Origin of the sequence: Variovorax sp. OK212, assembly GCF_900112425.1 — a bacterium.
Lineage (GTDB): Bacteria > Pseudomonadota > Gammaproteobacteria > Burkholderiales > Burkholderiaceae_C > Variovorax.
The window spans coordinates 639,411-663,724 of record NZ_FOLP01000002.1; the positions used below are offsets into that span (position 1 = coordinate 639,411).

Annotated in this window: 26 protein-coding genes and 1 tRNA gene; 14 read left to right on the forward strand and 13 right to left on the reverse strand. The window is 64.8% G+C overall.

Annotated features, from left to right (window positions below; translation table 11 throughout):
- The first annotated feature begins 29 nt into the window (after positions 1-29).
- Both BM004_RS09500 and BM004_RS09505 read left to right on the forward strand, forming a co-directional pair.
- Positions 30-515 carry a YajQ family cyclic di-GMP-binding protein gene (locus BM004_RS09500; RefSeq protein WP_093051716.1) on the forward strand — a complete coding sequence of 162 codons (486 nt, stop codon included), beginning with the start codon at positions 30-32 and terminating at the stop codon, positions 513-515.
- Between the two features lie 10 nt (positions 516-525).
- A complete protein-coding gene (locus tag BM004_RS09505; protein WP_371269031.1) occupies positions 526-1,197 on the forward strand; it encodes a retropepsin-like aspartic protease family protein in 672 nt (223 codons plus the stop codon).
- Positions 1,198-1,236: 39 nt separating this feature from the next.
- On the opposite strand, the gene BM004_RS09510 is transcribed toward BM004_RS09505, so the two are convergent.
- The 5 genes from BM004_RS09510 to BM004_RS09530 all read right to left on the reverse strand — a co-directional run bounded on the left by BM004_RS09510 (position 1,237) and on the right by BM004_RS09530 (position 4,702).
- Complete coding sequence (locus BM004_RS09510) at positions 1,237-1,590, reverse strand: RidA family protein (RefSeq protein WP_093212785.1); 354 nt, start codon at positions 1,588-1,590, stop codon at positions 1,237-1,239.
- Positions 1,591-1,604: 14 nt separating this feature from the next.
- Complete coding sequence (gene plsY, locus BM004_RS09515; RefSeq protein ID WP_093135750.1) at positions 1,605-2,243, reverse strand: glycerol-3-phosphate 1-O-acyltransferase PlsY; 639 nt, start codon at positions 2,241-2,243, stop codon at positions 1,605-1,607.
- Positions 2,244-2,272: 29 nt separating this feature from the next.
- Positions 2,273-3,079, reverse strand: a complete 807-nt coding sequence (locus BM004_RS09520; RefSeq protein WP_093212787.1) for a DUF6348 family protein — start codon at positions 3,077-3,079, stop codon at positions 2,273-2,275.
- Positions 3,080-3,087: 8 nt separating this feature from the next.
- A complete protein-coding gene (locus BM004_RS09525) occupies positions 3,088-3,579 on the reverse strand; it encodes an aminoacyl-tRNA deacylase (protein ID WP_093212789.1) in 492 nt (163 codons plus the stop codon).
- 61 nt (positions 3,580-3,640) lie between these two features.
- On the reverse strand, positions 3,641-4,702 hold the full coding sequence (locus BM004_RS09530) for an aldo/keto reductase (RefSeq protein WP_093212791.1): 1,062 nt from the start codon (positions 4,700-4,702) through the stop codon (positions 3,641-3,643).
- 136 nt (positions 4,703-4,838) lie between these two features.
- On the opposite strand from BM004_RS09530, the gene BM004_RS09535 reads away from it, so the two are divergent.
- On the forward strand, positions 4,839-5,768 hold the full coding sequence (locus tag BM004_RS09535; protein ID WP_093212793.1) for an alpha/beta fold hydrolase: 930 nt from the start codon (positions 4,839-4,841) through the stop codon (positions 5,766-5,768).
- A 12-nt stretch (positions 5,769-5,780) separates the two neighbouring features.
- Here the strand turns inward: BM004_RS09535 and BM004_RS09540 are convergent, their stop codons facing one another.
- The gene (locus BM004_RS09540; RefSeq protein WP_093212795.1) at positions 5,781-6,800 is read right to left on the reverse strand and encodes an aldo/keto reductase; all 1,020 of its coding nucleotides are present in this window, start codon (positions 6,798-6,800) and stop codon (positions 5,781-5,783) included.
- A gap of 138 nt (positions 6,801-6,938) precedes the next feature.
- Here BM004_RS09540 and BM004_RS09545 point away from each other — a divergent pair, with 138 nt between their 5' ends.
- The 3 genes from BM004_RS09545 to BM004_RS09555 all read left to right on the forward strand — a co-directional run bounded on the left by BM004_RS09545 (position 6,939) and on the right by BM004_RS09555 (position 10,177).
- A complete protein-coding gene (locus tag BM004_RS09545; RefSeq protein ID WP_093212797.1) occupies positions 6,939-7,832 on the forward strand; it encodes a LysR family transcriptional regulator in 894 nt (297 codons plus the stop codon).
- A 165-nt stretch (positions 7,833-7,997) separates the two neighbouring features.
- Complete coding sequence (locus BM004_RS09550) at positions 7,998-8,825, forward strand: MetQ/NlpA family ABC transporter substrate-binding protein (RefSeq protein WP_093212799.1); 828 nt, start codon at positions 7,998-8,000, stop codon at positions 8,823-8,825.
- Positions 8,822-10,177 carry an LLM class flavin-dependent oxidoreductase gene (locus BM004_RS09555; RefSeq protein ID WP_093212801.1) on the forward strand — a complete coding sequence of 452 codons (1,356 nt, stop codon included), beginning with the start codon at positions 8,822-8,824 and terminating at the stop codon, positions 10,175-10,177. The genes BM004_RS09550 and BM004_RS09555 overlap by 4 nt, the downstream gene beginning before the upstream one ends.
- A 330-nt stretch (positions 10,178-10,507) precedes the next feature.
- Here BM004_RS09555 and BM004_RS09560 read toward each other — a convergent pair whose 3' ends face one another.
- Genes BM004_RS09560 through BM004_RS09575 form a run of 4 tightly spaced genes read right to left on the reverse strand, consistent with a single transcriptional unit; the run spans position 10,508 to position 13,307 of the window.
- The gene (locus tag BM004_RS09560) at positions 10,508-10,858 is read right to left on the reverse strand and encodes a cupin domain-containing protein (RefSeq protein WP_093212803.1); all 351 of its coding nucleotides are present in this window, start codon (positions 10,856-10,858) and stop codon (positions 10,508-10,510) included.
- 26 nt (positions 10,859-10,884) lie between these two features.
- Positions 10,885-11,718, reverse strand: a complete 834-nt coding sequence (locus tag BM004_RS09565) for a MetQ/NlpA family ABC transporter substrate-binding protein (protein ID WP_093212805.1) — start codon at positions 11,716-11,718, stop codon at positions 10,885-10,887.
- Positions 11,719-11,752: 34 nt separating this feature from the next.
- On the reverse strand, positions 11,753-12,415 hold the full coding sequence (locus BM004_RS09570; RefSeq protein ID WP_093135722.1) for a methionine ABC transporter permease: 663 nt from the start codon (positions 12,413-12,415) through the stop codon (positions 11,753-11,755).
- Positions 12,408-13,307, reverse strand: a complete 900-nt coding sequence (locus BM004_RS09575) for a methionine ABC transporter ATP-binding protein (protein WP_256219842.1) — start codon at positions 13,305-13,307, stop codon at positions 12,408-12,410. The genes BM004_RS09570 and BM004_RS09575 overlap by 8 nt, the downstream gene beginning before the upstream one ends.
- A gap of 236 nt (positions 13,308-13,543) precedes the next feature.
- Between BM004_RS09575 and BM004_RS09580 the strand changes: the two genes are divergently transcribed.
- The 8 genes from BM004_RS09580 (at position 13,544) to BM004_RS09615 (ending at position 22,561) form a co-directional block, all read left to right on the forward strand.
- Entirely contained in the window at positions 13,544-14,356 is an 813-nt protein-coding gene (locus BM004_RS09580; RefSeq protein ID WP_093135717.1) for a MetQ/NlpA family ABC transporter substrate-binding protein, read from the forward strand.
- A 202-nt stretch (positions 14,357-14,558) separates the two neighbouring features.
- Positions 14,559-15,663 (forward strand): peptide chain release factor 2 gene (gene prfB / locus BM004_RS09585; RefSeq protein ID WP_143072417.1). Its coding sequence is split into 2 segments (ribosomal slippage): positions 14,559-14,639 and positions 14,641-15,663, totalling 1,104 coding nucleotides; the frame shifts between segments, so codons are not numbered across the junction.
- Positions 15,664-15,668: 5 nt separating this feature from the next.
- Complete coding sequence (locus BM004_RS09590; protein ID WP_093135715.1) at positions 15,669-16,364, forward strand: HAD family hydrolase; 696 nt, start codon at positions 15,669-15,671, stop codon at positions 16,362-16,364.
- Positions 16,351-19,053 carry an aminopeptidase N gene (pepN, locus tag BM004_RS09595; protein ID WP_093212806.1) on the forward strand — a complete coding sequence of 901 codons (2,703 nt, stop codon included), beginning with the start codon at positions 16,351-16,353 and terminating at the stop codon, positions 19,051-19,053. The genes BM004_RS09590 and pepN overlap by 14 nt, the downstream gene beginning before the upstream one ends.
- A 35-nt stretch (positions 19,054-19,088) precedes the next feature.
- Positions 19,089-20,102: a class 1 fructose-bisphosphatase gene (locus BM004_RS09600; RefSeq protein WP_093135710.1), complete on the forward strand. Its 1,014-nt coding sequence runs from the start codon at positions 19,089-19,091 to the stop codon at positions 20,100-20,102.
- 25 nt (positions 20,103-20,127) lie between these two features.
- Positions 20,128-20,203, forward strand: a tRNA-Thr gene (locus BM004_RS09605).
- Between the two features lie 128 nt (positions 20,204-20,331).
- Positions 20,332-20,934, forward strand: coding sequence for a hypothetical protein (locus tag BM004_RS40630; RefSeq protein WP_143072418.1), 603 nt, complete (start codon positions 20,332-20,334; stop codon positions 20,932-20,934).
- Positions 20,935-21,508: 574 nt separating this feature from the next.
- Positions 21,509-22,561, forward strand: coding sequence for a DNA cytosine methyltransferase (locus BM004_RS09615; protein ID WP_093212810.1), 1,053 nt, complete (start codon positions 21,509-21,511; stop codon positions 22,559-22,561).
- Here the strand turns inward: BM004_RS09615 and BM004_RS09620 are convergent.
- The 3 genes from BM004_RS09620 to BM004_RS41380 form a co-directional block, all read right to left on the reverse strand.
- Positions 22,558-23,373, reverse strand: a complete 816-nt coding sequence (locus BM004_RS09620) for a hypothetical protein (RefSeq protein WP_143072419.1) — start codon at positions 23,371-23,373, stop codon at positions 22,558-22,560. The genes BM004_RS09615 and BM004_RS09620 overlap by 4 nt on opposite strands.
- Complete coding sequence (locus BM004_RS41375; protein WP_177206452.1) at positions 23,333-23,596, reverse strand: hypothetical protein; 264 nt, start codon at positions 23,594-23,596, stop codon at positions 23,333-23,335. The genes BM004_RS09620 and BM004_RS41375 overlap by 41 nt, the downstream gene beginning before the upstream one ends.
- Before the next feature lie 504 nt (positions 23,597-24,100).
- The gene (locus BM004_RS41380) at positions 24,101-24,262 is read right to left on the reverse strand and encodes a hypothetical protein (RefSeq protein ID WP_177206454.1); all 162 of its coding nucleotides are present in this window, start codon (positions 24,260-24,262) and stop codon (positions 24,101-24,103) included.
- Positions 24,263-24,314 lie beyond the last annotated feature (52 nt).

Sequence of the window (24,314 nt, forward strand, 5' to 3'; positions counted from 1 at the left end):
CCAGCACCAGTGAATTCAGGAGAGAGTCCATGCCGTCCTTCGATACCGTCTGCGAGCCCAATCTGCCCGAAGTGAAGAATGCGGTCGAGAACACCGCCAAGGAAATCGGCACGCGCTTCGATTTCAAGGGCACGGCCGCCGCCGTCGAGCTCAAGGACAAGGAGATCACCATGATCGGTGACGCCGAGTTCCAGCTCGTGCAGGTCGAAGACATCCTGCGCAGCAAGCTCACCAAGCGCAGCGTCGACGTGCGCTTCCTCGACAAGGGCGACGTCCAGAAGATGGGCGGCGACAAGGTCAAGCAGGTCATCAAGGTCAAGAGCGGCATCGAGAGCGAACAGGCCAAGAAGATCACCCGCATCGTCAAGGACAGCAAGCTCAAGGTGCAGGCCGCGATCCAGGGCGACGCGGTGCGCATCACCGGCGCCAAGCGCGACGACCTGCAGGCCGCCATGGCCCTGATCAAGAAGGACGTGCCGGACATGCCGCTCACGTTCAACAACTTCCGCGACTGAGCCCCGGCGCATGAAAGCGTTCGCCGCGGCGAAGCATCTGCGGATTGCTGCTGTCGCAGTGCAACTGCTGGCCGCCGCAGCCGCGGTGCATGCCGCCAGCTCGGTCACCCTGACCGGCAGCATCGGCAGCCGCGCGATCCTGATCGTGAACGACAACCCGCCCAAGACGGTGGCTGTCGGCGAGACCTACCAGGGCGTGAAACTCGTGTCGCTGCAGTCCGAGCAGGCCGTGGTCGAACTCGAGGGCAAGCGCGTCAACCTGCGCATGGACACACCGGTCAGCATCGGCGGCGGCGTCAGCCTGGGCGGTGGCGGCAGCCGCGTGGTGCTTTCGGCGGACAGCCGCGGGCACTTCATGACGCAAGGCGCCATCAACGGCCGCCCGGTCACCTTCATGCTCGACACGGGTGCAACCGCGATTGCGCTGTCGGCCGACGACGCCCAGCGCATCGGCCTCGACTACAGCAAGGGCCAGCGTGTCGTGATGAACACCGCCAACGGGCAGGCGCCGGGCTACCGGCTGCGCCTGCAGTCGGTGCGCGTGGGCGATGTGGAGGTCTACGACGTCGACGCCATCGTCTCGCCGCAGGCCATGCCCTTCGTGCTGCTGGGCAACAGCTTCATCAACCGCTTCTCCATGCGCCGCGACGCGGACCAGATGGTCCTCGAAAAGCGGTACTGAGCTTTTCCGGCCGCCTTCTTGCGGCGGCCTTCCGGTGAATCAGGCCTGCGCGGCCGTCACCACGATCTCGATCTTGTAGGCCGCGTTGGCCATCTTGGCCTGCACGGTCGCGCGCGGCGGCGTGTTGCCGGCCGGAATCCACGCGTCCCACACCTCGTTCATGGCCGTGATGTCGCCGATGTCGGCCAGGAAGATCTGCGTCATGAGAATGCGCGACTTGTCGCTGCCGGCCTCGGCCAGCAGGCGGTCGACCATGGCGAGCACCTGCGCGGTCTGGCCACGGATGTCTTCCGTGGTGTCGTCGGGCACCTGCCCGGCAAGGTAGACGGTGCCGTTGTGCACGGCCGTTTCCGAGAGGCGCGGGCCGACGTGGTAGCGGGTGATGGAAGCCATGGTGTTTCTTTCTTTCAGTCTTGTTTCTTCTTGGCGCCGAGCTTCGACTCGGTGCCGGCCGCGAGCCGGCGGATGTTTTCGCGGTGCCGCCAGAACAGCAGCAGGCTCATGACGATGAGGGCGATGAGCACCGTGCGGTCGAGCGGCCAGGCGATGCCGCCGCCGATCAGATAGTAGGCCGGTGCAAAGAAGGCGGCCACCAGCGACGACAGCGACGAATAGCGGAAGAAGACCGCGATGATCAGCCAGGTCACGCCGGTCGCCAGCCCCAGCAGCGGCGCAATGCCCACCAGCACGCCGGCCGCCGTGGCCACGCCCTTGCCGCCCTGGAAACCGAAGAACACCGGGTACAGGTGGCCGAGAAACGCCGCCAGGCCCGCGAGCGCGGCCACGCCCGCCCCCAGGCCCCACTGCGCGCCGAACTGGTGAATCAGGAACACCGGCACCCAGCCCTTGAGCGCGTCGAGCAGCAGCGTGGCCAGCGCCGCGCCCTTGTTGCCCGAGCGCAGCACGTTGGTGGCGCCGGGGTTCTTGCTGCCGTAGCTGCGCGGGTCGGCCATGCCGAGCGTCTTGCTCACGATGACCGCGAAGGACAGCGAGCCGATCAGGTACGACACCACGATGGCGATGAGGGAAGGCAAGGTGAAACTCAAGACGGCACTCCGCGGGGGGAAAGTTGTTCTTATTCGGCGACGACCGCCTGGGGCGGCGATTGGATCACAACATACTGCTTGCGAAACTCGAAGCCGCGGTCGGGCCACTGTGTCACATAGGCGCGCAGCGCATCGGCGCCGGCCGGCCAGTCTTCGCCGTCGACGCGGCAGTCGGCCTGCACCTGGCCCTGCGAATCGCGCGCGGCGTACAGGCGCACGCCGTACACGGCGTCCGATTCGATCTGCGGCCTGAAGGCGTCCCAGGTGTTGGTGAACAGGCAGCAGGGGCAAAACGGATGCTCTTCGTTCGCCTCGATCTCGGGGTGGGCCATGCGGTGCGCCACGGGGCCGAACAGCACGCGCCGCGCGCGGCCTTCCTGCCAGTTCATCTCCATCGACGTGCAATGGCCGAGCTCCTTGCGCAGCGCGTCCTGGTACACGACCAGGTCCACCTGGGCCCACAGGTCGAAACCGCTGGCCAAGGTATCGGTGGCGTTGCCGCCCGCGGAATGCTGGAACTCGAAGGTGCCGCGCGGCAGCAGTTGCTGGTGCGCCACCTCGATGGTGGTCGAGCTGGTCGCCTTGTCGCCGGACTCGACCGACAGGCTCAGTATCTGCGGCAGCAGCCACAGCCCGTCGGACAGCACGACCCAGCCCTCGCGCTCCAGCCGGCCTTCATGGCCGCGCGCCGCGAGCGTCTCGAGCAGCATGGCCGACAGGTCGACCGGCTCGCTCCAGCTGCGCTCGTCGTTGCGGTACGACATCTCGAACGACGCGCCCTGGCCCGGGTTGCCGGCCAGCCGCGAAGGAAAGTAGTCGGAAGACGGGAATGTCATGGCGCCGGCTATTCTGCCAGCGCACATTGAACGGGCGTGGCGCCCAGCAGCGCCACGCACACCTGCGGATCGATGCCGATCAGGTAGCCGCGCCGCCCGCCGTTGAGCACGATCCGCGGCAGCTCGAGCACGGTCGCCTCCACGTACACCGGCATCTCGCGCCGCGTGCCGAACGGCGAGGTGCCGCCCACCATGTACCCGCTGTGGCGCTGCGCCACCTCGGGCTTGCACGGCTCGACCGACTTGGCGCCGATCTGCCGCGCCAGGTTCTTGGTCGACACCGTGCGGTTGCCGTGCATCAGCACGATGAGCGGTTTGGCGTCCTGGTCCTGCATCACCAGCGTCTTGATGACGGTGAACGGGTCGAGCCCCAGCATCTCGGCGCCGCGCTGCGCGCCGCCGTGTTCCATGTACTCGTAGGGATGCTCGGTGAACGCGACCTTGTTCGCCCGCAACAGCTGGGTTGCGGGCGTTTCCGAGACGTGGGTCTTCTTGCTCATTGAAGTAGCTTCGTGCTTCGCACTCCGGTATGCGCTTGCTCGGGGCGGCCCGGCGCTGCGCTCACGCCGCAGGGTCGCGGATTTCCAGGCGGATCTTGTCGATTTCCGCCAGCACTTCCGGCGACAAGGTGGTGCCGTACACGTCCAGGTCTTCTTCCAGCTGCGCCACCGAGGTCACGCCGATGATGGTGCTCGCCACCTGCCACTTGGTGTAGCAGAAGGCCAGCGCCAGCTGCGTGGGCGTCAGGCCGTTGTCGCGCGCGAGCTGGTTGTAGCGCTTGGCGGCGCGCAGCGAATCGGGCTTGCCCCAGCGCTGCTTGCGCACCGACTCGTAGCTCGAAATGCGCGCGCCCTTCGGGGCGTCGGGGCCGTCGATGCCGCTCTGGTCGTACTTGCCCGTCAACAGGCCGAAGGCCAGCGGCGAATAGGCCAGCAGCGACACATTCAGGCGGTGCATGGTCTCGTCCAGGCCGTTTTCGTGGGCCCGGCTGACCAGGCTGTACACGTTCTGCACCGTGGCCACACGCGGCAGGCCGTGTTGTTCGGCCAGGCGCACGAACTCGTGCACGCCGTAGGGCGTTTCGTTAGACAGGCCGATGGCGCGCACCTTGCCGGCCTTCACCAGCTTGCCCAGCGCCTCGAGTTGCTCGTGGATCGGCGTCTTCGACGTTTCCTTGGCCGGGTCGTAGTACATGTTGCCGAACAGCGGCACGTGGCGCTCGGGCCAGTGAATCTGGTAGAGGTCGATCACATCGGTCTTCAGGCGCTTGAGGCTGGCGTTGCACGAGGCCTCGATGTCGGCGGCCGTCATGCCCGAGCCTTCGCGCACCCATGGCATGTTGCGCGACGGGCCGGCCACCTTGGTGGCCACCACCAGCTTCTCGCGCGCGCCGGGGTTGGCGGCGAACCAGTTGCCGATGATGGTCTCGGTGACGCTGTAGGTTTCCTTGCGCGTGGGCACCGAGTACATCTCGGCGGTGTCGATGAAATCGACGCCGCGCTCGAGCGAGCGGCTCAGGATGGCATGGGAGGTGGGCTCGTCGACCTGTTCGCCGAAGGTCATGGTGCCGAGGCAGATCGGGGTGACGTGCAGGTCGCTTTGACCGAGTTGGATCTTTTTCATGCGCGGGATGCTACCGCCCTCCCCGGCAAGCTGCTGGCGGCCGGCGCAAAACCTGAGCGCCCATGTCCACGCCGCACGCGCCGGCTGTCGTGTGCCGGACTGCGTCAGCCCAAAGGCCTCTTTATCATCGGGCGCCATGTACCAAGCCCTCCGCCCCTCCCGCAGTGAATTCGTGCCCGTGCGCAACCTCAGCTACCACGTGCGCCTGTGGGGCCAGCCCTCCGACGCGCGCCCTCCCCTGGTGCTGGTGCACGGCTGGATGGACGTGGCGGCGTCGTGGCAGTTCGTGGTCGACGCCATGGAAGAAGACCGCTTCATCGTCGCGCCCGACTGGCGCGGCTTCGGCCTGACCGACGGCGGCGGCGTCGACAACTACTGGCTGGCCGACTACCTGGCCGACCTCGAATGGCTGCTCGACCACTATGCGGGCGAAGGCGACAACGCACGCCAGGTCGACCTGGTCGGCCACAGCATGGGCGGCAACGTCGCCATGCACTACGCCGGCGTGCGGCCCGGGCGCATTCGCCGCCTGGTCAACCTCGAAGGCTTCGGCATGCCCGCGCGCAAGCCGGAGGAAGCGCCCGCGCGCTACGGCCAGTGGATCGACGAACTCAAGCGCCTGCACCGCGGCGAGATGGCGCTGGCCGGCTACTCGGCCGTGGACGGCGTGGCGCGCCGCCTCATGAAGACCAACCCGCGCCTCACGCCCGACAAGGCCAACTGGCTCGCCAGCCACTGGTCGGTGAACCATGGACAGCCCGACGGCGCCGAGCGCTGGCAGATCCTGGGCGACGCGGCGCACAAGATCGTCAACGCGCACATCTTCCGGGTCGACGAGACGCTGGCGCTCTACGCGCGCATCACCGCGCCGCTGCTGATGGTCGAGGCCTCCGACGACAGCCTGCACGGCTGGTGGAAGAACCGCTACACGCTCGACGAATTCCACGAGCGCCTGAAGTCCGCGCCCGCCGCGCGCATCGAGCGCCTGGCCGACGCGGGCCACATGCTGCACCACGACCAGCCGCAGCGCGTGGCGCGGATGATCGAAGAGTTCCTGGCCGGCTGAGCCGGCCCTGCGTCAAGCCCGGCCCGGCTCGCTGTCCAGGCTCGCCATCTGCGCCGCGGCATAGCGCTCACCGGCGGCGGCGCCCTTTGGCACCGCGCGCTCGATGGCCGCCAGGTCGTCGGCGCCCAGCGTCAGGTTCAACGCGCCCAGCGCCTCGGCCAGCCGCGAGCGTTGGCGCGCGCCCACCAGCGGCACGATGTCGTCGCCCTGCGCCGCGACCCATGCAATGGCGATCTGCGCCACCGTCACGCCCTTGGCATCGGCAATGTGGCGCAGCGCCTCCACCAGCGCGAGGTTGCGGTCCGCGTTCTCGCCCTGGAAGCGCGGCGTGTGCATGCGGTAGTCGGTGGCGCTCGCGGCGTCCTTCTTCCAGTGACCGCTGATGAGCCCGCGCGCAAGCACGCCGTACGCGGTGATGCCGATGCCCAGTTCGCGGCAGGTCGCGAGGATGTCGTCCTCGATGCCCCGCGAGATCAGTGAATACTCGATCTGCAGATCGCAGATCGGGTGCACCGCCGCCGCCCTGCGAATGGTCTGCGAGCCCACTTCCGACAGGCCGATGTGGCGCACATAGCCCGCCTTCACCAGGTCGGCGATGGCGCCCACCGTGTCCTCGATCGGCACGTTCGGGTCGAGCCGCGCCGGGCGGTAGATGTCGAGGTGGTCCACGCCCAGGCGCTGCAGCGAGTAGGTGGCAAAGTTCTTCACCGCCGCGGGCCGCGCGTCGTAGCCGATCCAGCCGCCGGCGGGGTCGCGCATGGCGCCGAACTTCACGCTCACCAGCGCCGCGTCGCGCTGCGAACCCTTCAGGCCCTTGAGCGCCTCGCCGATCAGCATCTCGTTGTGGCCGTTGCCGTAGAAGTCGCCGGTGTCGAGCAGCGTGACGCCCGCGTCCATTGCAGCGTGGATGGTGGCGATGCTCTCCGCGCGGTCCGACGGGCCGTACACGCCCGACATGCCCATGCAGCCGAGCCCGATGGCGGAGACCTTGGGGCCGTTCATGCCCTTGGTGCCGAGTTGAAGTGTGTTCATGGCGCGTGTCCTTTCAGGGGTTTCAGAAGGTGCCGCGGGCAGGTTGCGAGCGGCATGGCTGTAGTCTGGAACGAAGCGCTGCGTTCGATAATCCGCCCAGCGCCGCACAGGTTGTGCGCAAAACCGCACAATCACTCCATGACGGACCCCGACCTTTCCGACCTCGGCGCCTTCGTGGCGGTCACGCGGGCCCGCGGCTTTCGCGGTGCGGCCGCCCTGCGCGGCGTGTCGCCCTCCTCGCTCAGCGAGGCCATGCGCCGGCTCGAGGCGCAACTGGGCGTGCGCCTGCTGAACCGCACCACGCGCAGCGTGACGCCGACCGAGGCCGGCCAGCGCCTGCTCGAGCGCATCTCCCCCGCGCTGGACGACATTGCCGGCGCGCTCGACACGCTCAACAGCTTTCGCGACAGCCCCACCGGCACCTTGCGGCTGAACGTGCCCATGGTGGTGGCGCAGCGCGTGCTGCCGCCGCTGGCCTGCCGCTTCCTGCACGCGCACCCGGGCATCACGCTGGAGCTGACGACCGACGACAGCTTCATCGACGTGCTCGCGGCGGGCTTCGACGCCGGCATCCGCTACGACGAGAGCATTGCGCGCGACATGATCGCCGTGCCCCTGGGCCCGCGCACGCAGCGCTTCGTGGCCGCGGCGTCGCCCGCGTACCTGGCCGCGCACGGCGTGCCCAAGCACCCGACCGACCTGCTGAAGCACGCCTGCATCGGCCACCGCTTCCCCAGCGGCGTGCTCGCGCCCTGGGGCTTCGTGCGAAAAGGCAAGGCCGTCAAGATCACGCCGACCGGCCCGCTCATCGCGTCGATGCCCGACGTGGAAGTGCACGCCGCCGTTTCGGGGCTGGGCCTGATCTACCTCTTCGAGGAGTACCTGCGCCCCGCGCTCGACAGCGGCGCGCTGGTGCCGGTGCTGGAAGACTGGTGGCAGAGCTTCTCGGGGCCGTTCCTGTACTACCCGAGCCGCACGCACATGCCGGCGCCGCTGCGGGCGTTCGTCGATTTCCTGAAGCGCGAAGGCTAGGCCCGGACAGGGAGGCCCACAGAGGCCCAAAAGAGGCCCAAAGAGCCACCACCAGGACGCCGCGATATTCGCCGAGCGGATATCCAAGCGCACGAATCTTCGTTCGCACCACCGGCACCGCGTCCTAGAGTGCGCAGCTCCCTTGTCTCCCCGGAGTTGCCTGTCATGCGTCTTTCCTCGCGCTCCTTCCTGCGCGCGCCGTTGCATTTGCTCGGCGGCCTTGCCCTCGGCCTGCTGCTGCAGGTGTCCGCCCACGCCGCCGACCTGCGCGTGGGCTTCATGCCCGGCCCGTACCGCGACGCCTTCACCCACGGCATCGAGCCCCAGCTGAAGAAGCTGGGCTACACCGTCAAGTACGTCGAGTTCAGCCAGGGCGTGCAGCCCAACGACGCGGTGGAGCGCGGGCAGATCGACGCCAACATCTTCCAGCACTCGCTGTACCTCGACGCCACCAACAAGCAGCAGGGCTTCGACCTGGTGCCCGTGGTGCACGTGCCCACGCCGCCGATGGGCCTGTACTCGCAGCGCCACAAGTCGCTCGACTCGGTGCCCGACGGCGCCACCGTCACGCTGCCGGCCGATCCGGTGAACGCGGCGCGCGCGCTGAACATCCTCTCAGCCATCGGCTGGGTCACGCTGAAGCCGGGCGTGAGCCCGCTGAGCGTGTCGGAGCGCGACATCTCGAGCAACCCCAAGCGCCTGAAGCTGGTGCCGCTCGAAGCCGCGCAGGCGCCGCGCTCGCTGGCCGATGCCGACATTGCCGCCGTGCAGGGCAATTTCGCGGTGGCCTCGGGCCTGAAGCTCACCGAGGCGCTGAAGCTGGAGGACATGACCCTGCCCTACGTGAACGTGGTGGCGGTCAAGCGCAGCAACGAGAACGCGAAGTTCGCGAAAGACATTGCCGCGGCCTACCAGTCGCCCGAGTTCCAGCGCTTCTTCAAGGCCAACCCGACCTGGGCCGGCTACCGGCTGCCCGACTACTTCTCCCAATGAGCCATCCGACAACGACGACCAAGCCCCGCCAGCTGCACCTGAACGTCAACATCCTGCATTCGGGCTTCGTGCCCTCGGCCTGGCGCCTGCCGCAGAGCGACCCGGGGGCCTTTGCCGACATCGGGCACTACATCCGCACGGCCCAGATTGCCGAGGCGGGCAAGCTCGACGCGGTGTTCCTCGCGGACAACGCGGCCATCGTCGACCAGATCCACTTTCGCCCGATCACCGCGCTGGAGCCCACCATAGTGCTGGCCTGCGTGGCCGCGGCCACCACGCACATCGGGCTGATCGCCACGGCGTCGACCAGCTACAACGAGCCCTACAACATCGCCCGGCGCTTCGCCACGCTCGACCATGTGAGCAACGGCCGCGCGGGCTGGAACGTGGTGACCACGGCCGACCTGCCCTCTGCGCGCAACTTCGGCCTGGACGCCACGCCCGACCACGCGAAGCGCTATGCGCGCGCCTCGGAGTTCACCGACATCGTGAAGGCGCTGTGGGACAGCTGGGAAGACGATGCCTTCATCGGCGACAAGGCCGGCGGCCGCTTCATCGACCCGGCCAAGGTGCACGCCATTGCGCACCGCGGCGAGCACTTCGCGGTGCAGGGGCCGCTGAACCTGCCGCGCCCGCCGCAGGGGCACCCGGTGCTGGTGCAGGCCGGCGCGTCGGCCGACGGGCGCGAGCTGGCGTCGCGCCATGCGGAAGCGGTGTTTTCGGCCTCGCAGTCTCTCGAGGAATCGCTGGCCTATGCGCACGCGCTGAAGACCCGCGCCGCGGAGCTGGGCCGCGGGCCCGACGCCGTGAAGGTGCTCGCGGGCCTGACCACCATCGTCGGCAGCACCGAGGCCGAAGCGCGCCGCCGGCGCGACGAGTTGGTCGACCTGATTCCGTGGGACTACAGCCTCACGCGCATTGCCGGCACGCTGGGCATCGCGCCCGACCGGCTGAAGCTCGACGAGCGCCTGCCCGACGACTTGCCGCTGCCCGGCAATGGCAACGGCAACCACACCTTCTTCAACGCGGTGGTGGCCGCGGGCCGCACGCACGGCTACACGGTGCGCCAGCTGATCCGCGAGCTCGCGGGCGGCGGCGGCCACCGCGTGATCGTGGGCACGCCGGAGCAGATTGCGGACGACATCGAGCGCTGGTTCAAGGCCGGCGCGGCGGACGGGTTCAACCTGATGCCCGATGCGCTGCCGCACGGGCTGCAGGACTTTGTCGACGGCGTGGTGCCGATCCTGCAGAAGCGCGGGCTCTTTCGCACGGAATACGAGGGGCGCACGCTGCGGGACCATCTCGGGTTGGCGCGGCCTGGCGGAAGGGCTGCGCAGAGACTGGCTGCCTGAAGGGCGGCGCCTGCGATCTGGTGTTTGGGGAGCGCTGTTCGGGGTGCGCTCATGCCGACGGGGTACCTGGCTCCGCGAATGTCCCCCGGGCTTCGCCCTCCTCCTTTATTTCGCTGCGCAAGGCACCCCATCGACCTGAGCGTTTTCAGGGCCGGGGTTGATCAGCGTTGCGCCAGCGGCGTGCCCAGATGCACAGGGCGTCGGGTGCTCCCCGCAGCGAAATAAAGGGGGAGCCCGAAGGGCGGAGGACATTCGCGGAGGGGAGTACCCGGCGGCCTGTGCATGCGCCCTGAACAAGAGCACTCACACAGCACACAGCCCACTCATCGCCTACTCGTCGTCGGCGTCGTTCCCAGTCAGGGAAAGAACCTCTTCGACAAAGGCCTCGAAGAGCGGCAACGAAGCAGGCAAGGCCTCGAAAGACGCCACCTCGCCTGCGTCGAAGAAATGCGGCTTGCCGGCCGGCACCGACACCCACTCGCCGGCCTCCACAAGCAGGCCCAGGTAACCGTCGGCGGTCGGCACATAGAACAGCCCGGCGCTGTCGAGCACCTGCTGCCCCTTCTTCTTGCCGCGGCCCCAGCTCACGCCCTGCCCGGCCAGGTGTTCGGTGATCCAGCCGTCGCACACGTGGGTGTCGCGCCAGCTTCCTTGGGCATCGAATACGGCCAGAACGGGCATGGGGAATCCTTTTTCAGGAAAGAGAGTTACTGCAGGAAGCTGGGCTTGGCGTAGCCCTGGAACTTGCTGTCGACCACGGCCTTGAACTCCTTGGAGCGGTAGGCTTCGGCGATGTCCTTGGCCCACTGCGTGTTCTTGTCGGCGTTCTTCACGGCGACCACATTCAGGTAGTACTCGGGCGTCTTCTCGAGCACCACGGCCTCGGTGAGCTTCAGGCCCGACGAGATCGCGAAGTTGCCGTTGACGATGGCGTACTCGGTGTCGCCCAGCGAACGCGGCAGCTGCGCGGCTTCCAGCGGAATGAACTTCAGCTTCTTCGGGTTCTCGGCCACGTCACGCTCGGTGGAGCGCAGCGCATCGATGCCGGGCTTGAGCGTGATCAGCTTGTTCTGCTCCAGCAGCACCAGCGCGCGGGCCAGGTTGCTCGGGTCGTTCGGCAGCGTCACGCGGTCGCCTTCCTTCACGTCGGCCAGCGTCTTGCGCTTGGTCGAGTACACGCCCATGGGCGCGATCGGGCCTTGCACCAGCTCGGTGATGTCCAGCTTCTGGTCGGCGGCGAACTTCTTCAGGTAGACCTGGTGCTGGAAGAAGTTGGCGTCGAGCGAGCCCTGGGCCAGCGCGAGGTTGGGCTGCACGTAATCGTTGAATTCGACCAGCTTCACCTTGTAGCCCTTCTTCTCGAGGATCGGCACGATGCCTTGCTTGAGCTGGTCGGTGTTGGAGCCGGCGGTGCCGCCGATCACCAGGTTCTTCTTGGCGGGGTCTTGCGCATGGGCCTGCAGCGACAGGCCGCCGAGCGACAGCGCGGCCAGGGACAGGGACAGGGCAAGAACGGAACGGCGCAGGAAAACGGTCTTCATGAGATAGGAAAGCAGCTAGGAGAAAAAGAAAAAATCAACGCTTGTCGAGCCTGCTTGCCGTGGTGTTGCCCACGAACTGCAGGATCTGTACCAGCACCACGAGCAGCGCCACGGTGAGCACCATCACGTCGGTCTGGAAACGGTAGTAGCCGTAGCGGATGGCCAGGTCGCCAATGCCGCCGCCGCCCACCACGCCGGCCACCGCCGAGTAAGAGAGAAAGCTCACGGCCAGCACCGTCAGCGCCAGCACCAGGCCCGAACGCGCCTCCACCAGCAGCACGCGCCAGACGATCTGCAGCTCCGAGGCGCCCATGGCGTGCGCCGCCTCGATCACGCCGCGCGGCACTTCGCGCAGGCATTGGTCGACCAGGCGCGCCAGGTACGGAATGGCGGCGAACGACAGCGGCACGGCCGCGGCCAGCGGGCCGATCGACGTGCCCGCGATCACCCGCGTGAACGGCACCAGCGCCACCAGCAGGATGATGAAAGGGAACGAGCGCACCGTGTTCACGATCCAGTTGAGCACCAGGAACGCCGGCTTGTTCTCCAGCGACTGGCCGGGGCCCAGCAGGAACAGCAGGATGCCCAGCGGCCCGCCGATGAGCACCGCGGCCGTGAGGCCGATGGCCAGCATCATGAAGGTCTGGCCCGTGGCCACCCACAGCTCGGGAAGGATGGGGGCGATGTTTTCAAACATGAGCGGGCTCCTGGGCGTTGAGGTCCGGCGCAACGCGCAGGGTGGCGACGCCGTTGCCGGCCTCGCGCAATTCGCGCAACTCGCGCGACTCACGCTCCCGGCGGCGCACCAGTTCGTCGATTTCGCGGCCCAGCGCGGTCTTGCGCTCGGCCTTGGGCGCGTCCTCGACCGCGAACTGCTCCACCAGCCGGCCCTTCTCGAGGATGGCCACGTTGCGGCACAGCACCTCGACCACCGACAGCTCGTGCGTCACGATGACGATGGTCACGCCGATCTTCTGGTTGATGTCGCGCAGCGTTTCCAGCAGCGAGCGCGTGGTTTCGGAGTCGAGCGCCGAGGTGGGCTCGTCGCACAGCAGCACCTGCGGGCGCGACGCCAGCGCGCGCGCAATGGCCACGCGCTGCTTCTGGCCGCCGGACAGCTGTGCCGGGTAGGTGTCGATCTTCTCGGCCAGGCCCACCAGGGCCAGGCACTCGCGCACCCGCGCGTCGATCTCGGCCTTGGAGTGGTGGCCGTGGATCTTCAGCGGGAAGGCCACGTTGCCGAACACCGTGGCGTTCTGCAGCAGGTTGAACTGCTGGAAGATCATGCCGATGTTCTGGCGCGTGTCGCGCAGCTCGCGGCGCGAGAGCGTGGTGAGGTCGCGCCCGCCGACGAAGACCTTGCCCGCATCGGGCCGCTCCAGCAGGTTGATGAGGCGCAGCAACGTCGACTTGCCGGCGCCGCTCTTGCCGATCAGGCCGAACACGTCGCCCTGCTGGATGTCGAGCGACAGCGACTGCACGGCGTCGAACACCTCGCCGCTGGGCAAGGCGAAGGACTTCTGCACCGATTGGAGACGGATGACCGGCTGCGCGTTGTCGCGGGCCGCATCAGGCGTGGGGTGGGTCATGGAAAGAAGGCGCGGCCGGCATCGAAGCCGGGCGCGCAGGTTCGCAAAAAGGTGCCGAGTATGAAAAGAAAAGAGCCGAAAGGGAACGAACAAATCGGCTGCTGCTTATATTGGAAACGAGATAAGAAACCCCTGCAGTCCAAGGCCAAGCCATATCGATATGCCGATTGGTTCGTTCCCTTGGGGGCCGGACGATGCCACATTCGCGCCTTCATTTTTGATTTCGCGACAACAACATGCACACCCTCTTGCGCCGCCGCAGCCTGATCCTCGCCACCCTGGCCGCCGCCCTCTTCGGCGGCAATGCCGCCTTTGCACAGGACAAGAACACCCTCAAGGTCGGCGTGTCCGTCGGCAGCGCCGAGCAGATCTTCGAAGTGGTGAAGAAGGTCGCCGCCAAGGACGGCCTGAACATCCAGCTCGTGGTGTTCAATGACTACCAGTTGCCCAACGCCGCGCTGGCCTCGGGCGACCTGGACGCCAACGCCTTCCAGCACCAGCCCTTCCTGGACAACCAGAACAAGGCGCGCGGCTTCGACATCGTGCCCGTGGGCCTGACCATCACCGCGCCGCTGGGCTTCTACTCGCGCAAGCTCAAGTCGATCGACCAGCTGCCCGACGGCGCCGCCGTGGGCATCCAGAACGACCCGTCCAACGGCAACCGCGCGCTGTTGCTGCTGCAGCAGGCCGGCCTGATCACGCTGAAGCCCGAGGCCGTGAAGAACAACACCGCCACCCCGCTGGACGTGGTGACCAACCCCAAGAAACTGAAGCTGGTGGCGCTGGACGCCGCCCAGCTGCCGCGCTCGCTCGACGACCTGGCCATTGCGGCCATCAACAACGACTACGCCGAGAAGGCCGGCCTGTCGCTCGCCAAGGACGCCGTGATCAAGGAAGCGCCCAAGGGCCCCTACGCCAACCTGATCGCCGTGCGCCGCGCCGACAAGGACAAGCCCTGGGCCAAGCGCCTGGTGGCGGCCTACCAGTCGGCGGAGGTGAAGAGCTACATCGAGACCCAGTTCAAGGGCTCGCTCGTCCCCGCGTTCTGATTTCGGTCTTTCTCCCTCCCCTCCCGGGGAGGGCTGGGGTGGGGGCACGCGGCGTTCGATGAAGCAATGCGCCGAACAGATGCCGCTTGCCCCCATCCCAGCCTTCCCCCGGAAGGGGAAGGAGCAATACAGGCGCGCTGCTGGACGGGTTTGCGGACCGTGAGAAAATGCCCGGTTTCCCCGAACACAGTCAGGACACCCCATGGACGCAGAACAGATCAACCAAATCGGCGCAATGCTCGCGGACCTGAGCGTCCGTACGGTCGATTTACGGAGGTATCTTTGACTACGATGCCAAAGCTGAACGACTGAGGACAGTCAACGCATCGCTCGAAGACCCCAACGTCTGGAACGACCCGAAGAAGGCCCAGGAACTGGGCAAAGAGAAGAAGTCGCTCGACGACGTGGTCGTCACGCTCGACAAGCTCACCAACGGGCTGTCGGACAACACCGAGCTCTTCGAAATGTCGAAGGAAGACGGCGACATGGACGGCCTGCAGGCCATTTCCGATGACGCCGCCACGCTCGAAGCCGACATCAAGCAGCTCGAATTCCGCCGGATGTTCAACAACCCGGCCGACCCGCTGAACGCCTTCGTCGACATCCAGGCCGGCGCCGGCGGCACCGAGGCCTGCGACTGGGCCAGCATGCTGCTGCGCCAGTACCTGAAGTACGCCGAGCGCAAGGGCTTCAAGACGCAGATCGAAGACGAGACGCCCGGCGACACCGCCGGCATCAAGGGCGCGACCATCAAGGTCGAGGGCGACTACGCCTTCGGCCTGCTGCGCACCGAGACCGGCGTGCACCGCCTGGTGCGCAAGTCGCCGTTCGACTCGTCGGGCGGGCGCCACACCAGCTTCGCCAGCATCTTCGTGTACCCGGAAATCGACGACTCGATCGAGATCGAGATCAACCCTTCCGACGTGCGCACCGACACCTTCCGTGCCAGCGGCGCGGGCGGCCAGCACATCAACAAGACCGACTCGGCCGTGCGCCTCACGCACATTCCGACCGGCATCGTGGTGCAGTGCCAGGACGGCCGAAGCCAGCACAGCAACCGCGACGTGGCGTGGAAGCGCCTGCGTTCGCGCCTGTACGACCACGAGATGCGCAAGCGCCAGGAAGAGCAGCAAAAGCTCGAGGACAGCAAGACCGACGTGGGCTGGGGCCACCAGATCCGCAGCTACGTGCTGGACAACAGCCGCATCAAGGACCTGCGCACCAACGTCGAAGTCTCGGCCACCCAGAAGGTGCTGGACGGCGACCTGGACGTGTTCATCGAAGCCTCCCTGAAGCAAGGCGTGTAACCCCCATGAGCCTGACGAGCCTGAACGACGGCAAGGTCGAAGCCCTCATCTTCGACATGGACGGCACCATGATCGACTCCATGCCCTGGCATGCGCGGTCGTGGGTCGAGTTCGTGGCGCGCCACGGACTGAAGCTCGACGTGAGCGACATCCTCGCGCGCACCACGGGCCGCACCGGCACCGAGTGCATGCGCGAGCTGTTCGAGCGCGACCTGTCCGACGAGGAATGCCAGGCCATGGTCCACGAGAAGGAAGAGATCTACCGCGCCCTCTTCCACGACAACTTCACCGAAGTGGCGGGCTTCACGGCCTTTGCCAAGGCGGCCGTGGCGCGCGGGCTCAAGGTGGCCGTGGGCACCGCCGGCGACAAGGGCAACATCGAGTTCGCCATGTCGCGCCTGAAGATGGACCCGCTGCCGCTGGCCATCGTGGGCGGGGACGAGGGCTTCAGCGGCAAGCCCACGCCCGCCATCTTCCTGGAAGCCGCGCGGCGCATCGGCATTGCGCCGGAGCGCTGCATCGTCTTCGAAGACGCGCCCTTCGGCATCGAAGCCGCGCGCCGCGGCGGCATGCGTGCCGTGGCTGTGTGCAGCACCCATACCGCCGCCGAGCTGGCCGGCCCCCATGTGATTGCCGCGGTTCGTGACTACAACGAACTCGCCCATTCGAATTTTCTGGAGACCCTCGATGCTGTTGCCTGATGTTCGCGGTGCCCAAGGGCAACCCATTGCCATTCGCCGCGAAGACTATGCCGCCCCGGCGTACTGGATCGACACCGTCGACCTCACCTTCGACCTCGACCCCGCCAAGACCCGCGTGCTCAACCGCATGCAGATGCGCCGCAACCCCGAGGTGCCGGTGCAGCCGCTGCGCCTGCACGGCGACGAGCTGAACCTGGCGCGCGTGCTGGTGAACGGCCAGGGCGCGTCGTTCCGCATGGAAGGCGACCAGCTCGTCATCGACAGCCTGCCCGACGCCTTCGAGCTCGAGATCTTCACCACCTGCTGCCCCATCAAGAACACCAAGCTGATGGGCCTGTTCGTGAGCGAAGACACCTTCTTCACGCAGTGCGAGGCCGAGGGCTTCCGCCGCATCACCTATTTCCTGGACCGTCCGGACGTGATGGCCATGTACACCGTCACGCTGCGCGCCGCCAAGGCCGCGTACCCGGTGCTGCTGTCCAACGGCAACCTGGTCGACCAGGGCGAGCTGCCCGAAGGCCGCCACTTCGCCAAGTGGGTCGACCCCTTCAAGAAACCCAGCTACCTGTTCGCCCTGGTGGCGGGCAAGCTGGTGGCACGCGAGCAGCGCATCAAGGCGCGCAGCGGCAAAGACCACCTGCTGCAGGTGTACGTGCGCGCCGGCGACCTCGACAAGACCGAGCACGCGATGAACTCGCTCATCAACTCCGTGCTGTGGGACGAGGCGCGCTTCGGCCTGCCACTGGACCTCGACCGCTTCATGATCGTGGCCACCAGCGACTTCAACATGGGCGCCATGGAGAACAAGGGCCTGAACATCTTCAACACGAAGTACGTTCTGGCCAACCAGGCCACCGCCACCGACGCCGACTACAGCAACATCGAAAGCGTGGTCGGCCACGAGTACTTTCACAACTGGAGCGGCGACCGCGTGACCTGCCGCGACTGGTTCCAGCTGTCGCTGAAGGAAGGCCTCACCGTCTTCCGTGACCAGGAATTCAGCCAGGACCTGTGCGCCGACGCGTCGGCGCGCGCCGTGAAGCGCATCGAGGACGTGCGCGTGCTGCGCACCGCCCAGTTCCCCGAAGACGCCGGCCCCATGGCCCACCCGGTGCGGCCCGACAGCTACATCGAGATCAGCAACTTCTACACCGTCACCATCTATGAAAAGGGTGCCGAGGTGGTCCGCATGATGCAGACGCTGGTCGGGCGCAAGGGCTTCGAGAAGGGCATCACCCTTTACTTCGAACGCCACGACGGCCAGGCCGTGACCTGCGACGACTTCGCCCAGGCCATTGCCGACGCCAACCCCGACTCCGAACTGGCCCGCCTGCTGCCCCAGTTCAAGCGCTGGTACAGCCAGGCCGGCACGCCCCGCCTGGCCGCGCACGGCGTGTACGACGCGCAGAACCGCAGCTACACCCTGAGCGTGGTGCAGAGCTGCCCGCCCACCCCGGGCCAGCCGGCCAAGGAACCCTTCGTCATTCCGCTGAACATCGGCCTGCTCGATGCCGGCGGCCGCGAACTGCCGATGCAGATCGAAGGCGAGAGCGACGTCACGCGCGGCACCCGCACCCTGGTGCTGTCGCGCGCCGGCGAGCAGATCACCTTCGTGGGCCTGGACGCCGAGCCCGTGCCTTCCATCCTGCGCGGCTTCAGCGCACCGGTGATCCTCGACTTCGAATACACCGACGCCCAGCTGCTCACCCTGCTGGCCAACGACCCCGACCCGTTCAACCGCTGGGAAGCCGGCCAGCGCCTGGGCCTGCGCGCCGCGCTGCAGGGCATTGCCGCCCTGGCCGCCGACGCCGCCCTGGTGCTGAACGACGCCTACATCGAGGCCATGCGCAGCGTGCTGCGCAACCCGCAGCTGGACGCCGCCTTCAAGGAGCTGGTGCTCACCCTGCCGTCGGAAACCTACATTGCCGAGCAGCTCGACGTGGTCGACCCGCAGCGCGTGCACCTGGTGCGCGAAGCCATGCGCGCCCAGCTGGCCACCGCCCTGTTCAGCGACTGGGAGCAGGTGTACGAAGCCAACAAGGACACCGGCGCCTACAGCCCCGACCCCACGTCGTCGGGCCGCCGCGCGCTGGCCGGCATGGCGCTCAACTTCCTGTGCCTGGCGGCGCGCGCCTCCGGCGACGCCGTGTGGCCGGGCAAGACCCTGCAGCGCTTCAAGGACGCGGGCAACATGACCGACCGCTTCAACGCGCTCAACGCGCTGGTGTCGTCGGGCCACACCCTGGCGGCCCAGGCGCTGGCGCGTTTCCACGCCATCTTCAAGGACGAGGCACTGGTCATCGACAAGTGGTTCTCGCTGCAGGCCGGCGCCAGCGACCGCGGCGGCGACATCCTGCCGCTGGTGAAGCAGCTCATGAAGCACCCCGACTTCTCGCTGAAGAACCCCAACCGCGCGCGCAGCGTGATCTTCAGCTACTGCAGCGCCAACCCGGGCGCGTTCCACCGCCCCGACGCGGCCGGCTACGTGTTCTGGAGCGAGCGCGTGATCGAGCTCGACGCCATCAACCCCCAGGTGGCCGCCCGCCTTGCGCGCGCGCTCGACCGCTGGAGCAAGCTGGCCGAGCCCTACCGCAGCGCCGCGCGCGAAGCCATCGCCCGCGTGGCCGCCAAGCCCGACCTGAGCAAGGACACCCATGAGGTGGTGACCCGCGCCCTGGCCGGAAACTAAGCCTGCAACCAAGCAAGAGACTGAACACAAAGCATATGGCTCAACAAAAGATTTCCCTCACCCGCTACCTCGTCGAACAGCAACGCGCCGACGGCCTCATTCCGGGCCAGCTGCGCCTGCTGCTCGAAGTGGTGGCCCGCGCCTGCAAGAGCATCAGCCAGGCCGTGAACAAGGGCGCGCTGGGCGGCGTGCTGGGCACGGCCGAGAGCGAGAACGTGCAGGGCGAGATCCAGAAGAAGCTGGACATCATTGCCAACGAAGTGCTCATCGAAGCCAACGAATGGGGCGGCCACCTGGCGGCCATGGCCAGCGAGGAGATGGAATCCATCCACGTGGTGCCCAATCGCTACCCGCAGGGCGAATACCTGCTCATGTTCGACCCGCTGGACGGCAGCAGCAACATCGACGTGAACGTGAGCATCGGCACCATCTTCAGCGTGCTGAAGAAGCCCGACGACCACCCCGGCGTGCAGGAAAACGACTTTCTGCAGCCCGGCACCCAGCAGGTGGCGGCCGGCTACTGCATCTACGGCCCGCAGACCACCCTGGTGCTGACCGTGGGCAACGGCGTGGCCATGTTCACGCTCGACCGCGAGCAAGGCAGCTTCGTGCTGACGCAGGAAGACATCCAGATTCCGGCCGACACCAAGGAATTTGCCATCAACATGAGCAACATGCGCCACTGGGACGAGCCCGTGAAGCGCTACATCGACGAGTGCCTGGCCGGCAAGGAAGGCCCGCGCGGCAAGGACTTCAACATGCGCTGGATTGCCAGCATGGTGGCCGACGTGCACCGCATCCTGATGCGCGGCGGCGTCTTCATGTACCCGTGGGACAAGCGCGAGCCCGAGAAGGCCGGCAAGCTGCGCCTGATGTACGAGGCCAACCCCATGAGCTGGCTGGTGGAGCAGGCCGGCGGCGCCGCCACCAACGGCAAGCAGCGCATTCTTGACCTGCAACCCACCAAGCTGCACGAGCGCGTGAGCGTACTGTTGGGTTCACGAAACGAAGTTGAGCGTTTGACGCAGTACCACGCTGAGAAGGCCTGATTTCGTGGCTATAATCTGAGGCTTCGCCGGTGTAGCTCAGTCGGTAGAGCAGCTCATTCGTAATGAGAAGGTCGGGTGTTCGATTCATCTCTCCGGCACCATTTTTACAGGCGTATTCATGAGAGTACCCGTCTACCTTTAATAGGTATCAGCCAAATCGCCAAATGGTGATTTGGCTAGATTTTAAAAGCCACCCTTGGGTGGCTTTTTCTTTGCTCGAAAGGTTGGTATGAAGCCGGAATCCTCTCTACTTCCGATAACGGTCATCGCAGCGATTGCTCTGTTTATGATCAAGGAAGTCGTTGAATGGATTCGCCGACATCGCAACGAAAATCGGACGAAAGCCGCTCTACGCACACTTCTCGCGTATGAGTGCGAGCGGAACAATTGGGCCCTAAAGACGCTTCAATCGATCTTTGAGACGGTCCTCTCTGAACGAGCCGAAAACCAAAAAACGATATTTGAAGTTTTTTTCCCAAAAAACGGGCGAATCACATTCAAATATCTAAATCCAGACAGTGGGAGCGCCGGCAGCAGTCCGCTTCCGGAAGTGCATCGAGACACCATGAGCAAGCAATTGCTAGGGGTAGCTATCGCAGACCCAAAGTTGTACACCCTGCTGCAGTCAGCCTTCGACGCGACTGGAGAGCTTGAACATCTGCGCGTCAGCATCATTCACATCGCTGACCCTCAGGATGACGAAGTTTTCGGAGGCGACTTTGAGGGGCTAGCCGACTACGGCCTTGAGGAACTCGCTCGCAGCTACGTCCAGCTAGATGCGCTCTATCGAGAATGCACGGGCAAGCGACTTGAAGGTCACCGCATGCGCTAGGCCGAAAAATTGGAACCTTTCACTTTTCTTTTCTCAGGACCGTCGAATGGACCCGTTGAAAATTTCCCTTGTAGCGCTATTCGTTTCAGTGGTAAGTCTTGGTTTCTCGACGTACTTCGGACTACGTGACCGTGCGGTATTGCGGACGAGCAGCTCATACAGTGGGGGGTGGGAAGGTGGATCAGCTTCCGTCACGGTATCGGTAGTCAATGCAGGACGTCGTCCTATCGTCATTCGAATGTGGGCGGGTGCGGAGAATGACAAAAACTGGGTCGGGACGTACATAGGCGCCGAACAGCGTGGCCTTCGGCTCGGAGAGCACGAACGATTCGACCTAACGCTACGTAGCCACGACCTTTACGCCACGACTCCCGAAGATGATTTCTGGATAGCCGACCTTTGGTTCGAAGACACGTTGGGGAGACGGCACAAAGTCAAAGACGCGAAGGCCAACATCCGTAAGCTTCGAGCATCCTGACCAGCAGCCCCACAGACAACGAATCACGCAAAAACCACTGGCCAAATCCACAGTACCGAACTAAGATCGGCGCACTCCTTCACGTTTTTTTGCAGCATGCCTCCTCGCGTAATTTCTCTTTTCAGTGGTGCCGGTGGCATGGACTTCGGCTCCCATGCGGCCGGTTTTGAAACCGTACTGGCACTTGACAACTTTCCTGCGGCAACCGAGACGTTTGCCTGCCACTTCCCTGAGGCTGATGTGGTAACTGGGGACATCTACGAGTTCAATGAGTCCAAGAAGAACCCGTACCCCAAGGCCGACGTTCTGACAGGCGGCTATCCGTGTCAGTCGTTCTCAATGGGCGGCGTTCGTAATCCGAGCAAGGACGACCGCTCGAATCTTTTTTTGGGCTTTGCGGCAGCAGTGAATAAGATCAAGCCCAAGGTCTTCATCGCAGAAAACGTCTCCGGCTTGGCAAAGCTCAACAAAGGCGAATGGTTCCACAAGCAGCTTGCGGTTTACGAGAACGAGCTATCTGCTAAGTATCACGTACACACCATGCTGCTCAATGCGGCCGACTATGGTGTGCCGCAATTCCGGAAGCGTGTTCTGATTGTTGGTGTTCGTGACGATGTTAGCGATAGTTTCGAATTTCCTGACCCGACCCATACCAAACCTAAGCTCGCGGAAAAGGCCGGCCTACTTCCGCACGCCTCGCATGGTGAAGCAATCAAGCATCTACCACCCCATCCAGCAGGCGAATACTACGAGCGCCCCCACGACCCCGAAGGCAACTTCGCCTGGTATTTCATGTCTCGGAACAGACGCCATCGATGGGATAGCCCCGCCTTCACGGTGGTCGCCAATTTTCGGCATATAACCCTCCATCCCGCGTCGCCAAAGATGGAACTTGAATGGAGCGATTTAGCAAATGGTTGGAAGCAGAAGTGGCGTTTTACTACTGAATACGATCACCTCAAGTTCAGTCCGAAGTTTCCTAGCCTTCAGCCGCGCCGGCTGTCTTGGCGTGAGGCCGCTGCGATCCAAACCTTCCCAGCTACATTTTCCCCAGGGGGAAATCTCGAAGAGAAGTTCGAGCAAATCGGCAACGCAGTTCCACCACTTCTAATGGAACAGATCATGAAACAAGTGAAGAAGCTTATCTAGTCGCCGAAGAGTCGACTAACTTTTGCACGAAGGTCTTCGACTGCCGGGATCGGCACGTCGAACAGATCTGTTCCGGATGTCCTAGCGCTCAGCAAAGGGTAGTACTTGAACTGACTCCCCGACAACGCATACCATTCGTACAAAACGCCTCCCTCGGCATCCTCGCCAACCAGCGCCCTCTTCCTGAATGACCACTTGTATGGCTTCGGCAAAAGCACAGAAAACGAAGAGATAAGCCAGCCTCTCTGCGTCTTTGTGACAGGCGAATACAACACCGAAATAAACACGCTGTCCTTCGCGATGAATGTCCGCTTGGCTCCGCTGTTGGCCGCCAAGTAGGACTTCTCACTCGACTCGCGATCAGCAGTCTGGCGATCAAGAATGACTCGGCCGAATTCATCAGCATTCTTGTGATCTCGAAAGTCTTGCTCTGTGAGTCCACGTTCACCGCATAGGGCCCAATCCTTGGCATGGGCATTGGAGATTTCGAGGTGCGAGCGCATGAGTGCTCTTAGCGCAGGCTTCTTGTAGTCCTGAAGCTTCGTGATCTCTTTGGACTTGATCGACGTGCCGCGCACGGCAATCCCACCGCTCTCATTCGATTCGATCACGAAATCGTAAAAGTGCTTGTTCTCGGTTGTTCGCCCATGCAGCAGCTCTGCAAGGCATCGCTCGATCTGGCGCGAATCGGCACGCGAGGTGCCGTCATCTTCTCTGTTGTTCCCACTCCCATCCCGGTAAGAACCGATGAACTTTTGCAGCAATGCCAGTTCAGCAGCGGTTGGATTTCTTGTCAGAAATGCGCGTTCCATAGATCGATTTTTGTTTGGAGTCGGACGCTCCTGTTCGAGCGCTCAGCACGCTAATGTAATCGGATGCGTTAACAATGTTTAGCATTGATTGCGGCGCTACCCAGTGCTCCCACACATTCGCACTCTTGGCATCGCGATAGGAGACCGAAAGTGAAAGCACCAGCTTTTCCGGCTGGTGAATTCCCGGCTTTGATCTACCCCAAAAAATTTGGTCGGACTTCAAGGGATTTCATGCCCAGCGCGAACCAGAGCTCAAAACCAAGGTCGCCAAGAACTCGATACGGTTGACGGCGTCGCAAAGTTGCTGGATTTGATCTGTGCTCGATGAGCAGGTTGGGATCTGGGTCAATCAGCACTGGCTATGTGGCACTGACGGCTAACATCCCGAGCGCAGCGCCTACATCACCCAGTTCCAGCGAGAGGCGCTGGTGTATCAGGACCATGGTCAGTTGTCGAATCAGCAGAGTCTGCGGTCTGCGGTCTGCGGTCTGCGGTCTGCGGTCTGCGGTCTGCGGTCTGCGGTCTGCGGTCTGCGGTCTGCGGTCTGCGGTCTGCGGCATCCTAGGCACGTCGTGGCCTAACGGCGCAACCTCGATACTACCGTGAGTTGCAGCATTCGAAGGTAGGTACCAAGAGCGTCCCGCCATTCGCAAAGAGAATGCTCGTTTGCGCCGCCAAAGCACGCATGGTCTTCGGATTGAGGTGAGACCAAAAGTTGGCAGTCCTGCTACAGATGGCAGGCATTGCCCACAGCACTTTTTGCTACCAGTGCTAGGCGATGCAGAGTACCAACAAGCACGGCGACAAGAAGACCCAGATCTTCGCCGCCTACAACGATCTCAAGGGACACCAACCACAGACGAACTGCTGCGGCGAAGTGCAACTTCATGGCACCGTCAGTCAACCAAAAGCACATGCAGCGTCTGATACGACAAGTGGGA